Annotated in this window: 16 protein-coding genes and 7 pseudogenes; 13 read left to right on the top strand and 10 right to left on the bottom strand. The window is 68.4% G+C overall.

The window, feature by feature from the left end; translation table 11 throughout:
- The first annotated feature begins 142 nt into the window (after nt 1-142).
- Nucleotides 143-1,414 (top strand): MFS transporter, encoded by a 1,272-nt coding sequence (locus ACWDVB_RS10415; RefSeq protein ID WP_451514311.1) that lies wholly within the window; start codon nt 143-145, stop codon nt 1,412-1,414.
- Between the two features lie 61 nt (nt 1,415-1,475).
- On the opposite strand, the gene ACWDVB_RS10410 is transcribed toward ACWDVB_RS10415, so the two are convergent.
- The gene (locus ACWDVB_RS10410) at nt 1,476-1,577 is read right to left on the bottom strand and encodes an NUDIX domain-containing protein (protein ID WP_451514437.1); all 102 of its coding nucleotides are present in this window, start codon (nt 1,575-1,577) and stop codon (nt 1,476-1,478) included.
- A gap of 813 nt (nt 1,578-2,390) precedes the next feature.
- On the opposite strand from ACWDVB_RS10410, the gene ACWDVB_RS10405 reads away from it, so the two are divergent.
- Nucleotides 2,391-3,821: a vanadium-dependent haloperoxidase gene (locus ACWDVB_RS10405; protein WP_451514312.1), complete on the top strand. Its 1,431-nt coding sequence runs from the start codon at nt 2,391-2,393 to the stop codon at nt 3,819-3,821.
- Nucleotides 3,822-3,952: 131 nt separating this feature from the next.
- Here the strand turns inward: ACWDVB_RS10405 and ACWDVB_RS10400 are convergent.
- Together ACWDVB_RS10400 and ACWDVB_RS10395 are read right to left on the bottom strand one after the other, a co-directional pair.
- A pseudogene (locus tag ACWDVB_RS10400) lies at nt 3,953-4,218 on the bottom strand (GDP-mannose 4,6-dehydratase); the annotation flags it as partial.
- A 121-nt stretch (nt 4,219-4,339) separates the two neighbouring features.
- A pseudogene (locus ACWDVB_RS10395) lies at nt 4,340-5,200 on the bottom strand (IS701 family transposase); the annotation flags it as partial.
- An 85-nt stretch (nt 5,201-5,285) separates the two neighbouring features.
- On the opposite strand from ACWDVB_RS10395, the pseudogene ACWDVB_RS10390 reads away from it, so the two are divergent.
- Nucleotides 5,286-6,003 (top strand): annotated as a pseudogene (locus ACWDVB_RS10390) (IS630 family transposase); the annotation flags it as partial.
- A gap of 204 nt (nt 6,004-6,207) precedes the next feature.
- Here ACWDVB_RS10390 and ACWDVB_RS10385 read toward each other — a convergent pair.
- Entirely contained in the window at nt 6,208-6,750 is a 543-nt protein-coding gene (locus tag ACWDVB_RS10385; RefSeq protein WP_451514449.1) for a hypothetical protein, read from the bottom strand.
- Between the two features lie 253 nt (nt 6,751-7,003).
- Here ACWDVB_RS10385 and ACWDVB_RS10380 point away from each other — a divergent pair, with 253 nt between their 5' ends.
- Genes ACWDVB_RS10380 through ACWDVB_RS10355 form a run of 6 tightly spaced genes read left to right on the top strand, consistent with a single transcriptional unit; the run spans nt 7,004 to nt 12,924 of the window.
- The gene (locus ACWDVB_RS10380; RefSeq protein WP_451514313.1) at nt 7,004-8,041 is read left to right on the top strand and encodes a cupin-like domain-containing protein; all 1,038 of its coding nucleotides are present in this window, start codon (nt 7,004-7,006) and stop codon (nt 8,039-8,041) included.
- 12 nt (nt 8,042-8,053) lie between these two features.
- Nucleotides 8,054-8,899: a hypothetical protein gene (locus tag ACWDVB_RS10375; RefSeq protein WP_451514314.1), complete on the top strand. Its 846-nt coding sequence runs from the start codon at nt 8,054-8,056 to the stop codon at nt 8,897-8,899.
- Nucleotides 8,896-9,930, top strand: coding sequence for a hypothetical protein (locus tag ACWDVB_RS10370; protein WP_451514315.1), 1,035 nt, complete (start codon nt 8,896-8,898; stop codon nt 9,928-9,930). The genes ACWDVB_RS10375 and ACWDVB_RS10370 overlap by 4 nt, the downstream gene beginning before the upstream one ends.
- A 26-nt stretch (nt 9,931-9,956) precedes the next feature.
- Complete coding sequence (locus tag ACWDVB_RS10365; protein WP_451514316.1) at nt 9,957-10,688, top strand: SDR family NAD(P)-dependent oxidoreductase; 732 nt, start codon at nt 9,957-9,959, stop codon at nt 10,686-10,688.
- Nucleotides 10,689-10,748: 60 nt separating this feature from the next.
- On the top strand, nt 10,749-11,870 hold the full coding sequence (locus tag ACWDVB_RS10360; RefSeq protein WP_451514317.1) for an amidinotransferase: 1,122 nt from the start codon (nt 10,749-10,751) through the stop codon (nt 11,868-11,870).
- Nucleotides 11,863-12,924, top strand: a complete 1,062-nt coding sequence (locus ACWDVB_RS10355) for a zinc-dependent alcohol dehydrogenase (protein WP_451514318.1) — start codon at nt 11,863-11,865, stop codon at nt 12,922-12,924. The genes ACWDVB_RS10360 and ACWDVB_RS10355 overlap by 8 nt, the downstream gene beginning before the upstream one ends.
- Nucleotides 12,925-13,458: 534 nt before the next feature.
- Here ACWDVB_RS10355 and ACWDVB_RS10350 read toward each other — a convergent pair.
- Nucleotides 13,459-13,752 (bottom strand): annotated as a pseudogene (locus ACWDVB_RS10350) (VOC family protein); the annotation flags it as partial.
- Between ACWDVB_RS10350 and ACWDVB_RS10345 the strand changes: the two are divergent.
- Nucleotides 13,703-14,332, top strand: a pseudogene (locus tag ACWDVB_RS10345) (hypothetical protein). The pseudogenes ACWDVB_RS10350 and ACWDVB_RS10345 sit on opposite strands and share 50 nt — an antisense overlap.
- A 66-nt stretch (nt 14,333-14,398) precedes the next feature.
- Here the strand turns inward: ACWDVB_RS10345 and ACWDVB_RS10340 are convergent.
- The 5 genes and pseudogenes from ACWDVB_RS10340 to ACWDVB_RS10320 form a co-directional block, all read right to left on the bottom strand.
- Nucleotides 14,399-14,947 carry a hypothetical protein gene (locus ACWDVB_RS10340; RefSeq protein WP_451514319.1) on the bottom strand — a complete coding sequence of 183 codons (549 nt, stop codon included), beginning with the start codon at nt 14,945-14,947 and terminating at the stop codon, nt 14,399-14,401.
- A gap of 50 nt (nt 14,948-14,997) precedes the next feature.
- Complete coding sequence (locus ACWDVB_RS10335) at nt 14,998-15,228, bottom strand: hypothetical protein (RefSeq protein WP_451514320.1); 231 nt, start codon at nt 15,226-15,228, stop codon at nt 14,998-15,000.
- 126 nt (nt 15,229-15,354) lie between these two features.
- Nucleotides 15,355-15,717: pseudogene (locus ACWDVB_RS10330) on the bottom strand (IS5 family transposase); the annotation flags it as partial.
- Between the two features lie 227 nt (nt 15,718-15,944).
- Nucleotides 15,945-17,153 carry an FAD-dependent monooxygenase gene (locus ACWDVB_RS10325; RefSeq protein ID WP_451514321.1) on the bottom strand — a complete coding sequence of 403 codons (1,209 nt, stop codon included), beginning with the start codon at nt 17,151-17,153 and terminating at the stop codon, nt 15,945-15,947.
- Between the two features lie 544 nt (nt 17,154-17,697).
- Nucleotides 17,698-18,216: a cupin domain-containing protein gene (locus tag ACWDVB_RS10320; RefSeq protein WP_451514322.1), complete on the bottom strand. Its 519-nt coding sequence runs from the start codon at nt 18,214-18,216 to the stop codon at nt 17,698-17,700.
- A gap of 506 nt (nt 18,217-18,722) precedes the next feature.
- Between ACWDVB_RS10320 and ACWDVB_RS10315 the strand changes: the two are divergent.
- The 3 genes and pseudogenes from ACWDVB_RS10315 to ACWDVB_RS10305 all read left to right on the top strand — a co-directional run.
- Nucleotides 18,723-19,089 (top strand): annotated as a pseudogene (locus ACWDVB_RS10315) (DUF6415 family natural product biosynthesis protein); the annotation flags it as partial.
- 957 nt (nt 19,090-20,046) lie between these two features.
- Nucleotides 20,047-20,337, top strand: a complete 291-nt coding sequence (locus ACWDVB_RS10310) for an STAS domain-containing protein (RefSeq protein ID WP_451514438.1) — start codon at nt 20,047-20,049, stop codon at nt 20,335-20,337.
- Nucleotides 20,337-21,272 (top strand): anti-sigma factor RsbA family regulatory protein, encoded by a 936-nt coding sequence (locus tag ACWDVB_RS10305; RefSeq protein ID WP_451514323.1) that lies wholly within the window; start codon nt 20,337-20,339, stop codon nt 21,270-21,272. The genes ACWDVB_RS10310 and ACWDVB_RS10305 overlap by 1 nt, the downstream gene beginning before the upstream one ends.
- Nucleotides 21,273-21,365 lie beyond the last annotated feature (93 nt).

Genomic DNA, 21,365 nt, shown 5'->3' with positions numbered 1-21,365 from the left:
CACCGAGGATGGCCGCGGCGCCGACAACGCTTCCCGGAGGGGCGGCCCAATGTCCTGCGCGAAGTACGGACTTGAGGTTCCGGTCGACGGCGGAGGCGGCCCGACACCAATGATCACCGGAGTCACCAGGGGAGCCCGCAGCATGACCGGCACCACGGAGGCCCTTGGCGGGCCGGCCGCAGTCGACGATGCAGCACGAAGCGTCGCGCGCCCGTTCTACGTATACGCCGTGCTCGCCAACACGCTGTTCCAGCGCGGCGTATTCGTCCTCTTCCTTTATGAGCGAGGCTTCTCCGCCGGGCAAGTGGCCCTCCTTCAGACACTGCTCTATCTGGTCAGCGGGCTTGCGGAGTTGCCGACAGGAGTCATCGCCGACCGAGTCGGCAGGCGTGCCGGCATCGCGATCGGCCAGGTGCTGATAGCTGGTTGCCTGCTCGGTCAGGTGACGTCCTCCAACTACTGGGTGTTCCTGGCGCTGTTCATCGGGCAGGGCGTGGGCATGGCATGTGTGTCCGGCTCGGACACCGCCCTGCTGTACGACCTGCTCGTGCGCCGTGGTGCAACGACCGGCTACGTCAAGATCAAGTCCCGGTTCACCATGCTCGGGACGGTCACCTCGGGAGCCGCCATCGTCCTCGGCGGCCAACTGCAGCAGATCTCCTGGGGAGTCGTCTACTCCGGTTCGGCGGCGTGCCTCGTCCTGGCCGTGGTGGTGCTGATGTCACGGGTGCCCGAGATCCGCGGCGCGGACGCGGTGGACGAGCAGGACGGAGCCGAGGAGGGGCACGGCGACGCCACAGCATGGCGGGCGATGCTTCGGGTCGCCACGCCGGCGCTCGTGACGCTTGTCGTGGTGTCCGGAGTGATGCATGCGACCTTGACGCCGTACATCATTTTTACGCAGAAGACCCTCTCCGATCAGGGAGCGGGCACCGCATTGGTCGGCGCGGTCATATCGGCGGGATTCTTCGTCGGCGGGCTCATTCCATTGCTGTCGGACCGCGCGGACCGGCGCTTCGGGTATCGGGTCATCGTCCCGGTGTCTCTCCTGACGCTCGCCGTGGCGCTCGGCCTGAGCGGCCTCGGCCTTGTCTGGGTCACCATCGCCGCGTTCCTGGTCCTGGTCGGAATTCCCGAGATCACCGCCGTGATCGCGGACAACGTATTCAACGAGGCAGTGCCGTCGCGCCACCGGGCGAGCCTGCTGTCGATGATCGCATTCGTGGAGTCGGCGCTCATCGGCATCGGCTATCTCGTTCTCGGCGTGCTCATGGACGGGTTGGGCTCCAGCGTGGGCATGGCCACCTACGCCGCGGTCCCCCTGCTGGCATGTTTCCTGTGGCTCCCGGTGCTCTTCCGAAGGGCACGGGTGACCACCGAGATCGAGAAGCCCGCCGTCGAAAAGGCATCCTGAAACAGGCCATCTCAAGCAACGCCCTGCCCGATGGCAGAGGCGTGGCTCGGGGAACCCGAGTTCACCGTCCCAGCTGGCGCGCCGACAGGCCGCTCTCTTCCGCCAACTCCCGCACGGCAGCGGCCGGTGCGGCTTGCCCTGTCTCGATCCGCCCGCCCGCCAGGCAGTTCCCATATGCCCCGGGTCGAGCGGCCCAGCAGGACCCGCCCGCAGGCGTGTGTCAGTATCGACCACCGCGCCGCCGAAGACCGCGTGCGCTTCGGGCCGCAGCTTCTCCTCCGCACTGAACGTCCCGGCCGGGCGCAGGAGAGGCACCGCCAGTCCGTACACCCTCTGCACGCAGCCGGGCAGCCAAACGCCGCAGAATTCGAGCGCGATCACCAACGAAGGCAACGGACAACCGCATCACTACCAGGTCGTAACCGTCCTCGGTCAGGTCGGTCAGGTCGTCCTGCTATACGACGGTCCGCGCCGAACCATTCACTGAACGCACGAGAGCCGCCCCTGTCCCTCCGGTTGCCCCAGGGGGTGGGGCGTCGGTCGCAGGGGTCTGCCGAGTCGGATGTCGCGGGAGCTGCGCTACGCGGTGCCCCACATCTGGGGGTGGCGATGGCCCCTTGGCTCATCCGCTGGCCCCATGGGAATGGCGAACGGGCCTTGCCTCCGGTCGCCGACGGCCTCTTCGGCCGGGCCCGGAGCGTCACGGTAATTCGGGTTGCCACGCGGCCTGTTGAGCACGGACGGTGAACCGCCTGGGCGCAAGGCGCCAAGGAACTTTGCGTTCTTCTGATGGACGCGTGTGACCGCTGCTCAGCGGAGCGTCTTCCGCTGGCCGGTGACGGGTTTCGGACAAGCATATGCCCGGGGTCGGACATTCCGCCGGGAGCGGTCTGTGCCGTCGGTGCGCCGGGGCGAGGATCGCGCCGCCACCGCTCCGGTGGTGCTCGATCAGGATTGTGATCAGGGGGGTTTGACCATGCCCATGCACACTCGGACCGTCAACGACAAGCGGACGGCGCACTGGCGCCGGGCCCTGGTGATCGCCGTGGCTCTGACCGCGGCGGGCACCACGCTGACCGCGGTGCCGCAACCGGCCCATGCGGCGCTGCCGCCGCAGACCATCGCGGACCCGGTGCACTACTGGAATGACGTGCTCCTGGAGGTCGTACGAAGAGAGGGCGGCGGTCCCGGCCCGATGGCCAGATCCGCCGCGATGCTGAACGCCGCCGTCTACGACGCGGAGTCCTCGTACCAGCTCAAGTGGAAGGGCAAGATCACTTCCGAGCCCTACATCCGCGCCGACAAATACGCGGGTTGGGTCGAGGGACCGCATGAGGAGGAGCGGGTCATCGGCCGCACGGCGTATAACGTGCTGCTCGGGCTCTACCCGGGGCAGACCCACTACCTGGACGCCCGGTTCCGTGAGCGCTTCGGCACCGAGCCGACCGAGTTCGACCTCCTCGATACCACGATCGTCGGGCCGATGGTCAAGCAGATGCGGGACGCCCGCAACGGCGACGGCTCCGACAACAACGAAACGTACGTCGCAGACAACAAGCCCGGCGCCTGGCGGCCCACCAGCTACCCCGACATGGTCGACCCCGACTGTACCCAGGCCAGCCAGGCCGTGTCTCCGTTCTGGGGTCAGGTCAAACCCTTCGCGCTGACTTCGGGCTCGCAGTTCCGGCCGCCGGCCCCCGGCTTGTACGGCACGTACGAGAAGTTGCTGGCCAGTGACGCGTACAAGCAGCAGCTCGAGGCGGTGCGCACGACAGGCGCCGACGGGCCCACCGCCAAGACCCCAGTCATCAAGCGCACGCTGGAGCAGGAAGCGGCGGCCTGGTTCTGGGCGAACGACGAGGACGGCACGTACAAGCCGCCGGGCCAGCTGCTCCAGGCCACTCGTGAGGTCGCGACCCAGCGTAAACTCAACACGTACGCAAACGCCCGGCTGTTCGCACTCGTCTCGATCGCGATGGCGGACGCCGGAATCGCGGTGAGGGACGTGAAGTACCTGACCTCGATCGACCTGTGGCGGCCGGTCTCCGCCATCCGGGACAGCGGCCTCGACCGCGAGTGGAAGCCTCTGCTCAAGACGCGGGCCGGAGTGAACTTCACCCCGTGCTTCCCGGCCTGGGCCTCCGGACACGCCACCTTCGGTGCCTCCTGGGCCGGGGTGATGAAACGCTACTTCAACAACGACGACATCGCCTTCACCATGACCACCGATGAACCGCAGTCCCCGGTCAAGTCCCGCTCGTTCACCAGCTTCAGTCAGGCTGCCCGCGAGGACGCCGAGAGCCGGGTCTGGCTCGGCGTCCACTTCCCGTGGGACGCCGAGGACGGACTGGTTCTCGGCGAGAAGATCGCCAACCACGTCTACACAACCAAGCTGCGCAAGCTCTGAAGCTACAAAAAAGCTCCGAAGCTCCGAAGCTCCGAAGCTCCGAAGCTCTGACGCTCTGCCCGAGCCCGGCAGCCGGTCACCGCGACGACTGGCTGCCCGGCGCGTACCGCGCCCGGCGGGACAAGCCGAAGAGCCGGGGCCATCAGGTCAGACGCTGCCTTGGATGCCGCGTAGGCGGAGTTGGCAGCAGCGGGGAATCCTCCATCCACGACCCCTCGGCGATGGAGCCGTACACCTCATCGGTCGAGGCGTGCACCACTCGCTGCACGCCCGCTTCCAGGCAACTGCTCAGCAGTGTCTGTGTGTCGCCGACATTCGTCCGTACGAACGGATCGGCGGATTCCAGCGAGCGGTCGACATGCGACTCGGCGATGAAGTGCACCACGGCGTCGTGCCCCAGCCGTAGCACCCACCGCTCACTGCCCCGCAGATCCCTCGCGATCACGGCGTTTCCCCCGTCCCGCGCGAAGGTGATGCCCTGGAAAGGCCCTGCGGTTACCTGCCGATTGTCCGTTTCGGGGGTGGGGCAGGTTGGTGGCCAGGTACCAGGTGGTCTTCTCCGGCAGGGTGGCTGGATCGGTGGTGGCCACGACAAGCCGGCAGGGTGAGTGGGGGCGTAACCGCCCAGTTGGGCATCCGCGGCCCACCAGGTCTCGGTGTGCCCGTCGCGGAAGTGACGCTTCACCGGTGTCCAGTCGCCGGGATGGTCGGCGTTCTTCCAGGTCAGGGGGTATGGGGCGCGATGGGGGTGTACGGCTGGCCGGCCGGGGCCCAGGTGCCGCGATGCGGTTTGAGGGCTACCACGTAGGCCAGGTCGGCCTCGCGCAGGGTGAGGTAGCAGTCGTCGCTGACGGAGTAGGCGCTGTCGGCGACCACTGCCCGGCAGCCGAAGCCCGCCTCCTTCCCCCGGGCCGCCAGAGCGGCGGCCCGTTGTGGTTTCGTACGGAAGGCCGGGTCGGACCGGGAGCGGGCGAAGTGGTGGGCGGGGGTGTAAGGAGTGGCGTGCAGCGGGTAGTAGACGCGGCGTCGGTCCACACTGTGGTCACCGTGACGATGCTATGGACGGTCTTGCCCAACCGGCCCAGCCACTGCCGGCCCACGTTGGCAGTGGCCGTGCCGTTCTTGCGATCCCCAGAGTCGTCGATCATGATGACCCCGCCGTCGTACGGAGCCGTCGCCGCTTGCTCAAGCAGCGGCCCCAAGCCGCCGGTCGTTGACCTGCTCCGCCTCCCAGGGAGACTCGGACAGGAAGAACTGCAGCCGCTGTACCCCCGGCATTCCCGCGCCGGCCACCGGCTCAGCCCCTGCCAGGCAGGGTACTCGCGGAGACCTCGCCGCTGAGTCAGGCTGAAGAAGAGGTCGTCGAACCGGGCCGCGTACCAATTAGCGGACTCCCGCTACTGACTTCCTCGGTGTGTTGTCGGGGAGGGTGACGGGTGGTGATCCCTGCGGTAGGCCGGTGGTATGCGGTATGCGCAGGGCGCCAGGCTGACCGCGGAAAAGGCAGCAAGCGCGTGAACGGATCCGGTTCGAGGCCGGCGGGCAGTTCGCGCGGGGTGGGAAGAACGCGGCGATCGCGAAGGGACTGCGGGTGAGCGAGCGGTCGGTGGAACGCTGGCGGCGGGCCTGGCGCCGGGGTGGGACGGTGGCGCTGGAGTCCGCCGGGCCGCCGAAGCCGCCCAAGCTGACCGATGACCGGTTCGCCGACCTCGAGAAGGAGTTGGCCCGAGGGACAGCCGTGCACGGCGGGGAGGACCAGCGCTGGACGCTGGTCCGCTCCCGGGCACTGGTCTTGCGGGCGGCCGGTCTGGAGTGTTCGCCGGCGGCGGTGTGGCAGCTGATGCACCGGCACGGCCGGTCCTGGCAGGTGCACTGCCCGCCGAGCCCTGGAACGCGACGAGCACGCCGTCGGGCTGTGGAAGAAGGATGTGTGGCCTCAGGCGGGCTGACCGCGGCGGTGCGGGGCGCGTTCCTCGTCTTCGAGGACGAGGCGGGATTCGGGATGACTCCGTCGCGGGCCCGCACCTGGGGCCGACGCGGGCAGAGTCCGGTGGTGCGGGTGCGCGGCCGGTCCTGGCGCCGCTACTCGATCGCCGCCCTGTGCTGCTACCGGACGGGCGAAACCTCCCGGCTGATCTACCGGCAGCCCCGGCACCACAAGTACTGGGGCACAGGCCGCAACAGAGACCCCCACCGCCCAAGGCATCCAAGTCGTTCTCCAGGGCGAGGAGGACCTCCGCGAAGCCATGTAGCCGGCCGCTGGGCTCGCTACACCAAGCCCAGCAAAGAAAGGGAAGGGCGGCTTCCGACCTCGTTCCGCTGCAGCAGGACCGCGCGGCGGGAATACATGACATCACTTTCGGGTCCCGGGGCCGGCATCGCCTCCTTATCGGCCCCAGAAGTAACGACAGGCCTTCGCTACGACAAGTACACACTGCTCGGCAACACATTCCTCGTCGTCTATGAGGGATGGAGCCCATTCGCAGAGGGTAGAGCCCGGTCGGAATTCGCTCGCTGGGCCCTCGACGACTATTTCGGAGTCGGCGGATCGGACAACGTCCTCTTCCTGGCTCCGACATCCGAAGAAGACGTCTTCGCCATCCGGATATTCGAGCACGACGGCAGCGAGACTCTCTCCCGTGGCAACGGGTTGCTGAGGGCCGGGCACTTCCTCTCCCTCCGTACCGGCTCGTGTCCATGGACCCTCCTTACGGAACTGCCTTCCGGGCGTCCGCGCCGCGCCCGAGTGAGCGCCGGAGAGCCCCACCTCGTGTTCACCGGCGAGCCCCACCTCTCGTTCATCTACGGCCGCGGCGCACCCGCCTGGGAAGAGCTCCTCTTCCCACCCGAGCGCACCGACGAAAGCGTGGCGCTGCTCGATTACCTCGGCCGCGTCATCAACCTCCGCCACAAGGACCGTTTCCCCCACGGAGTGCATGTCAACGCCGTCAGCATTGATGGCCCATCACCGCGATACCGACCTCGGAATTTCGGGGCCTGGCCCGGCAGGGCCCCCTGCGGCTGCGGCCCCGCCGCGCCAACTGGCACGGTCCTGGCACCGCCCTGCACGTCTCCACAAGCGTCCAGGGCGGCCTCGAACTCGAAGACAGACCCACGCTGGTCCGCTCCGGCACCGTGCCAGAACGGCAGCAGTCACCAGAGTACTGGCAGGAGAACGCGCTGTGACGACAACCACCTCCAACTTCACCACACCGGCAGTAAGCACCGAAATCGGACAGACCGAATTGACCGGCGACGGATACACCGATCCCGCGCAGGCCCTGCGCCAGGCCGGGCTGGACGTCCGGCCCCTGCCTCTGGCTGCCGACGACAGCGCTCAGGGGCTGCGGCGAGCCGTCGGACAACGCGAGGTCCCGCTCCTGTTTCACCATCTGACCGATAGCTGGCCCGCACGGCGAACCTGGCAGCCCGAAGCCCTACGCCGCTCTCACGGTGAGCGGGAGGTGACGGCGCTGATGGATCTGCCTGGGGACGGAGTGCTGTACCCCCGGGACCAGCATGCTTACGAGCGCACGCTGCCTTTGAACCGGTTCATCGACGCGATGACGTCGGCCGACGGGACATCCCCGTGCTACCTGGCGTACCAGCGGGCGGCGGGGTTCTTCGACACACGCGACTGTGACTTCGCCGGCCTGCTCGGATCCCGCCAGGAGCAAGGCAGTGACACCCGGGTGTGGATCGGCTCCCGGGGGACCCGGTCCATGCTGCACTCCGACTTGAAGAACAACCTCTTCTGCCAGGTGTCGGGCCACAAGACGGTGACCTTGCTGTCATGGAAGGACAGCAAGGCCGCCTACCCCTTCTACGACAACCTGGTCAACAGCCAGGTGGACGTGGTCCACCCGGATGTGGCGCGTTTCCCCCTGCTGTCCCACATCACCTTCTACAGCGGCACCGTCGGCCCGGGCGACATCGTGTACATACCACGCGGCTGGTGGCACGACATCCGGGCATGCACCGCCTCCGTCTCGGTCAACCACTGGTTCGGCCCTGCGCAGAGCCTGAGCGAATACCTGGCGCTCCTCGTGCGCCTCGGTCCCCCCTACTGGCGGCGCACCGCCTCGGACTTTGTCCAGCACGGCCTGCTCGGGCGCCGGGAGGAGACCCGCTTCTTCTTCTCCCCGCCCTCCACGGGCCGTCGGCTCTATCAGGCGCTGCGCACCAGGAATTTCAACCACGACAACGACCCCTCCACCTGAGGAGCGCCACCGATGACCACCAAGGCGTTCGGTGTCGAGGTCGAGGTCGAGGTCGGTGTCGAATATCTGGCCAACGAGGGCGTGGTGACGGTCGACGGCGAGCACGCCACCCTCTGCCCCGAGGCGCGCAAGTACGCCGAGTTCCGCAGTTGGTACACGTTCCTGGTCGGCGGCTACGCCACCCCTGCCGGGCAGGTGGGCCAAGCCCTCCGCCACGGCTCGGCCTTCTGCACGCGTAACGGACGTGATGCCGGTGTGGAACCACGCACCATCCTGGCCCTTGGCCGCGGCGATACCCTGTACGTGATCGACATGTGTCGGCGGATACCGGGCGCCACCGCCTGGGGCGCCGAGCCCGACCCGGCGGCGTTCAAGCAGGCACAGGCCCACGTGGAGGCCGAGGGGCTGGCGGACCGCATCAAGCTGGTGAACACCTCGGCGGAGAAGTTCCTCGCCGCGCCCCCCGACGGGTGTGCCCCCGACACGATCGTCTTCGGCTACGTCCTTCAGGATGTTCTCGGCCAGCAGGGGGAGGACACCGTCCTGACCATGCTCAGCTCGATGGTCGACACCTTCCCTCATATCAACATCGTGGTCATCAACATCGTGGCCATCGAGGTCGCCAACGAGGTCGGCAACCCCACCGTGATGCGGCATGGGCTGGCCCGCAATTTCTGGAACATGTACTACCTGGTGCACTACTTCACCCACCAGCATCTAAAGAGCTGGCCCTTTGGGGAGAAGCTGTTCACGGAGGCCGGACTGGTGCAGCACGGCTTGGTCACCACGCCCATCAGCGCTGACAGCACCGGCGTGGAACTCGGCTACCTCCTGCGCGGACCGGAGGGGGAGGCATGAGCGGGAAGGTCCTGGAGCAGGTCACCCGGTGGGCGCAACGTCAGCAGCTGACCACCCCCGTCCAGCTCCTCTGCCGACAGGCCGTCACCGATGCCTTGGCGCGGCTCAGGCAGCACCTCGACGCCCGGACCTCCTATGCGGTCAAGGCCAGTACCCACCCGCTGACGTTCCAAGCCGTGCGCGATGTGGTGGACGAGTACAACGTCACCAATCTGGCGCACCTGCACCTGCACCTGCACCTGCGCCTGCTGGTGCAGGCGCGAGTCGACCCCCAGCGGATCGCCTACGTCAACGCGGTGATCGAGGAGGACACGGCACGAGCCACCGTGGAGGCCGGCATCACTCGCTTCGCCATCGACGATGAAGGGGGGTTGCACCTGCTGGCGGACCGAAGTTCAGGGTTACGGTCCACTCTGCGGCTGCGACCCTCCCGCGATGGCAAGTCCCCACGGTCCGTCATCCGCTTCGGCACGACACCTCAGGAGATCGCCCGCCTGGCCGGCCTCGCGACGGACCTCGGCGCCGACATCGAGGCGCTGTCCTTCTTCACCGGCACGCAGAGTGCAGACCTCACCGCCAGAGCCCCTTACCGGCGTGCTCTCGAAGAACTCGCCGAGGTAAAGGCCAAGCTCGCCGCCGGGAGGCTGGAGGTCCCAGAGGTGAACATCGGAGGCGGCTTCCCGATAGCCCGGCGTCGCTTCCACCAGGACTACCCGGACTTCTTCGCCCGGGTCAACGAGCATTTGCGTGCCGTACCGCCCGACCCGGTGACTGTGGTGTGTGAACCGGGCCTCTTCCCGGCCGAGCAGCCCTCGGCGACTCAACCGCTCGACCCGATCATGGACTCCTTCGACGCGAGCAAGCGCGACGCGTTCATCCCGCGCGTCGAGGACGGCGCGATGACCCTCCTGCCCAACACCGAGGCCCACTCCTTTCGTTGCACCGCAAGCTGTGAGGGCCTGCGCCAACCCCACGTGGTGCCGCTGCCATCGGAACTGGACCAGCTCACGGCCACCAACTGGTTCGACTGATGGCGACATGTGAAGAGCCCAGAAGGGTGCTCGTCACGGGCGGGGCATCCGGTATCGGAGAGGCGATCGCGGCCGCGTTCCTCCGACAGGGGGCTCGCGTCGCCGTCCTCGACCGGGACCCCGAGGCCCTGGAGCGTTCACCCGCAGGACGCGACGGTGCCCGTGGCCTGCTGCTCGCAGCGGATGTCGCAGACCCCGCGGCTGTGGAGGACGCCTTCTCCCGGATCGACAAGGACTGGGGTGGGCTCGACGTGCTGTGCAACAACGCCGGCATCAGCATCCGCCGGCGCTTCCTCGATACCACGCTCGACGACTGGAACCGGACACTGGCAGTCAACCTCACCGGCGCCTTCCTGGTCGCCCAGCACGCGGCACGCCTCATGAGCCGCACCGGCGGCGTCATCGTCCACACCGCGTCGGTCAGCGGCATGGTCGGCATGCCGCATTACGCTGCCTACAACGTGACCAAGGCCGGCCTGATCGAACTGACCAAGACCATGGCACTGGAACTCGCCCCGCGCATCCGGGTCAACGCGGTCTGTCCGGGCTATGTCCTGACTCCCATGCAACACGCCGAGTACACCGACGCCATGCTCAGAGAGTGCGCGTCGGACATCCCCCTGCGCCGTCTCGGGGCCCCCGAGGAAATCGCCGCGCTCGTCTCCTACTTGGCCTCCCCGGAAGCCGCGTTCGTCACCGGGCAGAGCTTCGTCATCGACGGCGGCGAAAGCGCGGGCGGCCTGGCCAGCGGGGCCTGAACCGTCGACCGCGAGACCGGCCATCCATCCCAGTTCACCCGACTCCCACAAGGTGGATACATGCTTCGCAACATTGTGACCGGCCGTTCCGCTGACTCCCGCCGCGCCGACACCAGTCCGGTGCACTCCTTCACCGAGTGGGACCCGCTGGAAGAGGTGGTGGTGGGCCGTCTGGACGGTGCCGTTTTTCCCACCTGGCAGTCCTCCATGACGGACACGACGCCCCAGAGCGCATGGGACGCCTTCAGTACACAGGGCGGTTCTCCCTTCCCGCACGGACACCTGAAAGCAGCCCAGGAGGAACTGGACAACCTGTGCGAGGTCCTCGCCCGTGAGGGCATCCGCGTACGCCGCCCGGAGGACGCCCCACACGGGCAGCCGTTCGCGACGCCCAACTGGTCCACGTCGGGCGGCCTGTACGCGGGCATGCCGCGGGACTGCCTCATGGTGGTCGGCGACGCCATCATCGAGGCACCTATGTCATGGCGGTGCCGGTACTTCGAAACGGATGCCTTCCGCGGGCTGATCAAGGACTACTTCCTGCGTGGCGCCCAGTGGGTCCCCGGCCCCCGGCCCCAGTTGACCGACGAGCTGTACCGCGACCAGTCCACCGACGGCCACGGCGGCTCGGCAGTCACCGAGTTCGAGCCGGTCTTCGACGCCGCCGACTTCATGCGCTTCGGCCGAGACCTGGTCGTCCAACGCAGTCACGTAACGAATCGGTTCGGCATCGAATGGGTACGCCGCGCCCTCGGCAACCGGTATCGGGTCCACGAGATCGAGGTCAACGACCCGCACGCGATGCACATCGACGCCACCCTTGCACCGCTCGCCCCCGGCAAGCTCCTGGTCAACCCCGACCGCTACGTGCACAACCCGCTGTTCGAGGGATGGGACATCCTGCCCGCACCCGAACCCACCCTGCCCTCCGACTGGCCCATGTACTTCTGCAGCCCCTGGGTGAGCATGAACGTGCTCTCCATCAGCCCGGACACCGTGGTGGTCGAAAGCCACGAGGAACCACTCATCGAGGCCCTCACCCAGTGGGGCTTCCACTGCCTGCCTGTCAGCTTCCGCCATGTCTACAGCTTCGGCGGCTCCTTCCACTGCGTCACACTCGACGTGGCCCGCTCAGGAGCCAACGGCACCTACCTCGCAGCAGGGGACGGCGCCGATGCCTGACCTGCCGATGCCTGACCTGATGAACACCGTACGGATCACCGGCCCACGCCAGGCCACCCTCACCGTCAAACCCATGCCGCGCATCGACCGGGACTACGTGCTGCTCCGTGTCATGGCGGCCCCCATGTGCAACGAGTACGTCGCCTACACCGAAGGGATCTACCTGGAGCGCAACCGGCCCGACTCCCTCGGACACGAGATGGCAGGCGAAGTGGTGCAGGCAGCGCCCGGGGCCCCGGTACAGGCGGGGGACCGGGTAGTGGCCCTGTGCGGCTACCCCTGCGGACGCTGCGAGCCGTGCCACCGTGGCTACTACTCGCACTGCGCTCGGACGGAGGATCCGCTGGAGGTGTGCGGCAGCGAGTCCGGGGAGTGCGGCTTCGCGCAGTACGCCGTGAAGCCCGCCTGGATGCTGGAGCCCATCCCCGACAGCATGTCCTACGAACACGCCGCCATGGCCTGCTGCGGCCTCGGCCCCACCTTCGGTGCCATGGAGCGTCTGGGCGTCACGGCCGGGAGCACCGTCCTGATCACCGGCCTGGGGGCGGTCGGTCTCGGCGGTGTCATCAACGCCAAGGCCCGCGGAGCGCGCGTGATCGCCGCCGCCCGTAGCCCCTACCGGGCCGAACTCGCCCGGAAGCTGGGGTGTGACCGCGTGGTCGGCACCTCCGTGGACGAGGTGATGGAGGCCACGGAGGGCCGCGGAGCGGACCACGTGATCGAGTGTTCGGGCCAGAGCGTCTACCACCGGCTCGCCGTGGACTCGGTGGCCCGCCTCGGCAAAGTGGCCTTCCTCGCCGAGCCCGGCCGCCTGGACCTCAGCGTCGACGAAGACCTGGTCCAGCGCGGAGTGACCCTGCTGGGCACCCTGGACATCAACCGCAACGACGCACGCCGGCTGCTGACCCTCATCAAATCCGTCCGCGACCAACTGGACTGCTACATCACGCACCGGCTGCCGCTGGAACGCGTGGCCGAGGCGTTCCAGGCACAGGCGGCGTTCGAGACCGGCAAGGTGATCCTGTTCCCGCACGGTATGAAGGAGGCCAGGTGACCGGCACACCCCGCCCCGCCCTGCTGCGGGTCGGCGGCGCCGGACCGGCCCCCTTGGCATCGACGTCGCAGTCACGTCCATCGAACAGGCCCGACCCCATGGCCTGTCCGTACACCTCATCGGCCACGCGGAAGACCTCGCACACGCGACGGTGCGCATCGCCCAGGCACCCGACCTGGCAGGCACCCGGCCCGACGTGATCGACCGCATCCCGAGCAAGGCGGACTGCCGACGCTATCTCGCGGGGCCGCCGACTTCCGCCAGCCCGCGGTCCACCCGCGCCGCGATGTGACCCGGGCCTGGCAGGCAATCGACCGACGGCTCAACCGGACCGTGGGTGATCAAGCCTCGCATCGGCATCGGCATCGGCATCGATATCGGTATCGGCAGCGGCAGCGAAGGGGTGACTAGCTGTGCTCAATCCACTGACCTGTGACGCTCCCTCGGTGAGCGGAGACCAGGGCCTGTCCGGCGGAGGATGTGACCAAGCGGCCTTGTCGCGTTGGGGGAGCGGACCTTGTCCCCGGCGGCCCATCACGCAGAGGCTGCGCCGACGCAGAACTCGTTGCCCTCCGGGTCGGCCATCAGGACGTGGTGTCCGTCGAACGTCTCCAGGATGGTCCCACCCCCCTACACCAGGCGTTCGGAGGACTCCGCCTTGATCCGTGCCCATCGCTCGTCGGAACTGCCGTGTCCTGGCACTCGGACGTCGATGCGGAGCCGGTTCTTTGCTGTCTTGGGCTCGGGGACTTTGAGGTTGCTGAGACGCGGGCCGACACTGTCGGGATCACAGAGCCATGCGCCGTCGTCCACGGAGTCGCAGGCGGGAGCTGCGGGGCACAGGACGGCCGCGAAGTACGCGAAGTACGCGACGTACGCGACAGAGCCGAGCGGGGTCTCCCCAACCGCTTGGTGGCCGCTGGACCTTCGGGACGCGGAGAGCGTCTCAGCCGTGATCGACGAGGTGAGGCCGCAACTCGTCCTCAACGTGTCGAGTGTGGCTGCCGACTGGGCGATCACGGCACAAGGTCGCACGAGAGAGTCGTGCACGAACTCGCCGCCCGTACACGCGACGGCGTCCTGTTCCGCGACGATGTCCGTTGCCCGGTGCACGTCGCCGACCTGGCCGCTGCTCTCTTGGAGCTGGCGGTCTCCGATGCGGCTGGTCCACCACCTCGCGGGACCTGACGCTGTGAGCCGACACGAGCTGGGCACGCTCATTGCTCACCGCGACGGTCTCGACGCCTCTCAACTCCCCACGGGATTGCGGGCCGACAGCACGCTGCCCGGTGCTCTCGACGTACGCCTCGACAGCCAGGCGACTCAAGGAATCTCGCGGACCCCACTGCGCGGTGCCCCGCCAGTTCTGCATCGAGCCCGAGTGACCACCATGCTCGTCGGCATATGAGGACCGGCGCGAAACGGCGGTACGACCTGACGCGGACCGAGAAGCCGGGCTACCGTCCGAGTTCCACTAGAGCCAACTGGCCCTCATGCTGGTTACCGCATCTGAATCCACACCGGTTTTGGGCTGGCCAAGTTCCCCGGCCCACACGCGCTCCAGCAAGCGGCGGACGGTGTCCACGATCTCAGGCGCCGCTGAGCGAAGACTGTCTGCGTCCGCCGCCGAGACTTCGTCCGGAGAGATGCCGGCCTCGCTCAAGAAGCTGGGGATGTCGGTCAGCTTGCCGGTCAGCCAGGCCAGCGGCTCGTTGGACAACTCCTCGACGAACGTCCGTGGGCCGGGTTCCCAGCCGACGATGTCGGGGTGGTGGTGTGTCCGGTCGAAGGTGTTCGGGGCGGCGTCCGCGTCTTGGAGGAGGTCTACCCGCCACAGCGGGCAGCCGATGGTGATCGGGCGCGCTGCGTAGATGGAACCGGGCAACTCGCCGCTTTCGAAGACTCGCATCTCCAGCCGCACGCCGCGCTCGGGGGTATCCTGCCCGTGCAGCGGATTCGGGTTGACGAAGTAGAGGTCGCTCACCACGACGCCGACCCGCTCAAAGGCGAATGCGTACAGCACGCCAACCCCCAGGGCTACTCGTGAGACAGGCGAGTCCTGTCTTGCCGAGCCTACGGAAGTCCGCCCCCGCCCACGATCCAGAATCGGCCAAGCGATGCAAGCATCCCGAGCCAGAGGCATGGGGCGGGCGCGGTCGCGGCATCGAGTTGGGCCAGGCGTCGATCGAGAGCTGTGAGGTCGGGGGAGTTGGCGACGGTGGCGATGCCGTTGACGTTGACGTTGACGGTGACCTTGAGCGGGTCGGCGAGGAACTGCGCGATGCGCTCTTTGTAGGACTTCACAGGCGACGGCCCGGACGGCGCCGAGCCGCTCGTAGCGGCTGGCCAGAGAAGGGGCGTGGTGGGGAGCCGGTGCTGCCCACCACGCGTGGGGGGCGACGGACTGTCTTCAGCAGTGGTCAATCGGCTTCAGGCTTCAGGCTTCAGGAGACTGTTGACCCAGATGATCGCTGCGCGGAGATGAAGTCCGGCGAGGTAGCTCTCGGGCTTCTTGTCGTAGCGGGTTGCGATGCCTTGCCAGTCCTTCATCTTGTTGATGGCTCGCTCGACCCTGTTGCGGTCGCGGTAGAGACCGGTGTTGTGGGTGACGGGCCTGCCGCCACGGCTGCCTTTCTTCCTGCGGTTGGCGGCTTGGTCCTTCTGCTGCGGGGTCACCGTCTGGATGCGTCGTTTGCGCAGGTGGGCGCGGTTGGCGAGGGATGAGTAGGCCTTTTCCAGCAGGGCCGCAGAGACGCCCGCGTCACGCCAACGCATGCAGCCGCTTGGAGTACGGGCCGAACCTGCCGACCGGCAGCAACAGCCCGATGAACTCCCAGTCGCGGGCTTCACTGCGAGGTCCCAGACCAAGTGGCGGTACTTCCCGCACGAGCGACCAGCGGTCTTCTGCTCAGGGACCAGTGAGCGTGTCGAAGGCGCCGATGCGCCGCAACCTTGCGATCGCCCTGGCCCGTCGGGGTCGGCGATTGCCACGAGAGCGTGGGGGAACTCGTCGGCAGGCTTCACCGGGTACGCCCGGTTCTCCGGGCGGAGACGGCCAGGCCCGCGACGGCGCGGGCGATGGCCCGGTTGGCTTCGGGCCGGGTCAGCAGGTGTTCGTAGGCGTGCTTGTGGGCGATCCCGGGTGGCGTGAAGTCGGTCATGAGGCGGCTTTGTATCCGGGTGCTGTGCAGGGTCTGGCGTCCGGCAGGCAGCCGCTCGCTTTCGTAGGTGTCCAGCAGCGCGCTGCCGGTGGGGTCGTGGAGCTGAGCGGCGAGTTTCCAGCCCAGGTCGAAGGCGTCGTGCAGGCCTATGTTGAGGCCTTGGCCTCCGGCGGGGAAGAAGGCGTGCGCGGCGTCCCCGGCCAGCAGGATCCGGCCCGCGCGGTAGTGCGCGGCCTGGTAGGAGGCGTCGCCCACCACGGCCAGGCGTTGAGGCTTGTGGATGCCCAGGTCGTTTCCGCAGACGCGCACCAGTGCGGCACGGATGTCATCCAGCGCCAGGAGCTGTGATGGCGGGGTGCGGGCACCGTGTTCGTCGACGACCACGATGCGGGTGAGTCGGCCGGTGACCGGCTGCAGCAGCAGCACGCCGCGGGCGTTGTTGCGCGGCACGCTGCCGGGTGGGGGAGGACGATCCACTACCGCGTCGGCGACGAGTGAGACGGCACGGTCCGGGCGGCCGATGAAGGCGATGTCCGCCTGGGCGCGCACGGTGCTGTGGGCGCCGTCGCAGCCGACCAAGTAGGCGGCCTGCAGTCGGCGCAGGCTGCCGCCTGGCGTGCGCAGGGTGATCTCGACCCGGTCGGCGTGCTGGAGGGCGGTGATGAGTTCGCAGGAGCGCCGGATCGTCACGCCCAGGGCGCGCGCGTGCATCTCCAGCACTTCTTCCAGCCGGGTCTGGGGCAGGCCGAGCATGAACGGGAAACGGGTGTCAAGAACGGAGAAGTCCAGTGCGACAGGCAGAGCGGCGAAGTGCCCGCACGGCATGCGCCTGCCCTCCTGGACGAGGCGGCTGGCCAGCCCGCGCCGGTCCAGCAGCTCCAAGCTTCGCGCGTGCAGGCTAAGGGCCCGCGGATGGGGTGCCGGCGCGGGCCGTTTGTCCACCACCAGCACCTGGATGCCGGCCAGCGCCAGCTCTGCGGCCGTCATCAGCCCCACCGGACCCGCCCCGGCCACGACGACGGGGAAGTCTGCCGGATTGCCCCTCCGGTGCCTGTGGTGTTCCGTCATGGCGCACGGCGGCCGCCTGCCGGCAGCACGCACCGACGAACGTCCCTGCGGACTGGCATACCCTGGCCGGGCCCCGAAGGCCCCGTCCGTCGGCTTACGGTCGGTGCGCCGGGAGCGACGTCGGCATGGAAAAAGCCGGTACAGGCGAAGGCGAAGCACCGCATGCAGTCCTCCCTCGGTGCCTGATGTCACCGCGTGCCGGTGCGGGTGCCCGTGCCGGGGGCGGACAACCGGATGACGGCGGCGGCTGGCCGGTCGCCGCCCAGGCCGGGCCGCCGCGCTGGGCTCGGCTGTCGACGCGTGGGCGGGTGCGGCCGAGACCGGCAGCGGCCTGCTCCTGGTTGCCGAAGTGGCGGGCGGGGAGTTCCGGCAGCGGCACGCTTTCTCGAGCGTGGCCTGTCACCGTCCACGGGCCCGTGTCCGGCCATTCGCCCCTCGCCGTGCCCCGCTGTCCGGCCGTTCGCCCCTCCCCGTGCCCCGCTTGCCCTGGCACGGGCACGTATTCAGCGGTAGACGTGGTCCGTCGGGAGGCGGGCTGCGGTGCTCACGAGGGGGCTTTCAGAGGGGTGAGCTGGTGGGTGTCGTATGCCTCCCGCACCCGGATGATCTCTTCCTGGCTGACGTCGCCGCCCCTGGCGAACATGCCCGCCACTTCCTTGAGGTAGAGCTCGTGCTCGGGCGGCGGGGAGGTGATCCCCAGGAAGCGGGCGGGGGCGTCGCCGGTGTTGCGGAAGGCGTGCGGGCATCCCGGCGGAACGTAGACGCAGGCTCCGGTGCCGGCCCGGACCGGGCGCTGCCCGTCTTCGGCCTGCCAGGCGCCCCAGTCCTCGCCGGTACGGTGCTGCGGCTCGAAGGCGAACACCTCGAGCTCGCCCTCCAGGATGTAGAAGCACTCCTCGATCCGGTCGTGCAGGTGCGCGCCCACATCGAAGCCGGGAACGACGATGTTCTCGTACACCGAAGCGTGCTGTGCATGCGCGCCGGTGACTTTGAAGATCAGATTGATGGTGTCGGTTCCGACGCGTTCTCCTTCGCCGGGCATCACGACCAGTCCTTGCGTCATAGGTCTCTCCTCACTGGCGAGCGGCGTGGGGACAGCGATGCCCAACCAGCGTCCACAGGGCGCCGCCACCCACCACGGCATTTGCGGCCTGAGCCCCCTGTGTCGGCCGGGCCCCGGATGAGCGGCCCGTTCTTCCCCGGCCCAGCAATGGACGGTGCGGGCGGAGGCCAGTCTCCTAGCCGCTCGATATAGCTGGATACCCCCACATATAGGGTATATGGGTTTCCATCGGGGGGTCGCAAACCCACTGTCCTGAGTTTGTTGGGACGATGGCGATGGGGGAGGGGGAGTTTATGGCCGGGGCGTGGCAGGAGGCGCGGGCCTTGACCCCGGGGCTTCGTGGGGATGAAGCACGATCCGCCGAGTCCCCCTGCCCGGCCCGGCCCCGCCCGGCCCTGCTCGCCCGCGCGGACCGAGGACCAGGACGACCGCGCCGACAGCGGCGAGGACCCCCAGCGGCGAGCGTCGGCCACCCGCGCGAGGACGTCCCAGCAGCGAGGCCCGCCATGCACACCAGCACGCACACGATCCTGTACGACCCCGACGGCCTGATCGAGATGGAGCTCCCGCTCGATCGCGAACAGTCCGAGTGCCTGGTGAAGGCCGTCCTGGCGTGGACCGGCGGCCCGAAAGCGCTGGCTGAACGCGACTACGAGCATCGCGCTCCAGCTCACCGGCCACGCCCGCGCCGTCGCCTCCGACGTTCGCCGCCGCGCCGCCCAGATGCGGAAGGACAGCGGCCCCCGGGCGCCCGCCGACGTCGTCCTGCGCGAGGCGGAAGGCCGGCTGTCCGTGACGATTGAGGGCCCGGTGCACTGCGTCCAGAACCGCGCCCGCCTCGTCCGAGCCCTCTCCGAGAAGTGGCCTCGGCTCCCCACTTGCTATGACCGGTCGGACTCACCTGTCAAACGGTCAAGAACATCTGCCAGGAAAGGTGCCTGTCAGCGGACGATCATCTCTACGGCGTCGGAGTCGACCGGGCCCTCCTGGTGCGCCTTCCGCGACCGCCGAGTGACCTCGGCAGCGAGAGCATCAGCCTCTCCATGGACTTCACGAAACGTCCGCTCAGGCACGCCGAAGTCAAGGAGACGGTTGCCGATGGCTCTTCGTCGGGAGACCACACGCCCGCTGCCGCAACCCCGGCCGTGAGGGCTGCGGGCGTGCGCGCGAAGCGGATGAGCCGGTAGGCGTGTGCCCTGCTGATGCCAAACTCTCGCCTCGGTGAGCTGCCGCGCGGTGACGGTGGCCATCAGGTCGCCGCCCTGTGTACCGCTTGGGACTTGTGAGATCGACATCCGCTTAGCGTGGCAGCGAGCAACGTATCCCCACGCCGACGTGGACGGCTGCGCAACACGGGTCGCAGGGCGCGCATAGAAGCACCCCAGTGAAGATCTGCTCATCGCACCGGGAACGACGCACGAAGCCCCGGGTGCTGCCATGACAGCCCGGGCCCTCACACGTGTCCGGCTCAACGCCCGTCGGCGGGCGGCGTCGTCACCGACCGCGCGTCGCCTCGCCCGTGACACTCACACCTCAAGGCCTGTTGCGGCCGACGTCAACGTCCCGTCCCCTCGAACGTTGCTGGTTCTCCATCGACATGTGCGGGCTCCGCGCTCCCCGAGCACTGTCCGAAACCTCGATAATGCTCGCTCCCACCTACAGAACCAGGCGTGTCTGTCACCTGGATACACTGCCCCCGTCCGAGGAGCTTTTCCTCTGGCCGTGCCGGGACGGTCGGCAGGCGGCTTGTTGTGAAGGAGTTGGAGCGTGGATGCCCCACATGTGGTGGGTGGGCCCGCCCCGGCGAAGCCTGGGAGGGCCGCGTTGGAGGTGAGCCCGTTGCCCGGTCGTTCCGGGATCCGAGCCCGCGGTGAGATCAGCGCCCTCACTCGCCCGTCTTGGGAGCAGGCCCTGTCCGAGTTGGCCCGGCAGCACGCGGGTGTGTCGTACGTGGAGCTGTCGGATGTGGCGTTCGTCGACGTGGCCGGGGTGACCGCGCTGGCGGTCACCGCCATGAAGCTGCCCGACGGGAGGGTTGTGGTCGAGAATCCCCCGCCGCAGCTGCCGCGGGTTTTGGAGATGTTCTGGCCGGGCCTGGACCGGATCGAGGTGGCTCTGTGATGAGCACGGTGACCACCCACGAGGCGTTCGTGCACCCTGCCCTTTTCTACCGCACCGAGCAGGAGTACACGCGGCAGACGGTGGCCTTCCTGCGCGAGGGCCTGACCAACGGCGAGCCGATGGCCGTGGCGGTGCCCGGCCCCAATCTGGAGCTGATCAAGGTAGGTCTGGGCGGGGACGCCGAGGGCATCCTGTTCCTGGACATGACCGAGGTCGGCCGCAACCCGGGGAGGATCATCCCCAAGGTGTTGCGCGGGTTCGCCGACGCCCACCCGAAGGGGCGTGTGCGGATCATCGGCGAGCCGATCTGGGCCGAACGTAGCGCGGTGGAGTACCCGGCGTGCGCGCAGCACGAGGCGCTGATCAACGCCGCGTTCGAGGGCCGGGCAGTGACGATCCTGTGCCCCTACGACGAGGTGCGGCTGGACCCGGAGATCATTGCTGATGCGAAGATCACCCACCCGACCGTCATCAGCGGGGATGGACGTGAGTCGGTCAGCGACGTCTACGACTGGCAGGCGGTCGTCGATCGGTACAACCAGGCGCTCGCGCCGCCTGCACCGGACGCCGCCGCCTTCTCCTACGGTGATGAGGACCTTCCGGCGGTCCGCCAGTTCGCTCTCGTTCAGGCGATGCGGCTGGGCCTGGCCGGGGAGCGGCTGATGGATGTGGAGCTGGCGGTCGCGGAGCTGACGACCAACAGCGTGGTCCACGGCGGAGGCCGCGGGGCACTCGCGGTCTGGGCCGAGCAGGGGCAGCTGGTGTGTGAGGTCCGCGATGCGGGCCGGATGGCCGATCCGCTGGCCGGCCGCCGCCCACCGGAGCGCGGCCAGCTGGGCGGCCGGGGCCTGATGCTGGTCCACGAGGTGGCCGACCTGGTGCGCGTGCACACGGGCGACGACGGCACGACCGTGCGCTTCTACCTCAGCTTGTGACAGCGCTCGGGCGGCCACTGTCCGGGTGGCCGTCCGCCCCGCTGTCTCGCGACCTTGTATTCCTGCCAGCCCCCCGCCGAGGGCCGGTAGGCG

The sequence above is a fragment of the Streptomyces sp. NPDC003379 genome (assembly GCF_053589195.1).
Note: the sequence above shows the minus strand (reverse complement) of the source record. Positions and strands in the feature narration are given on the sequence as shown.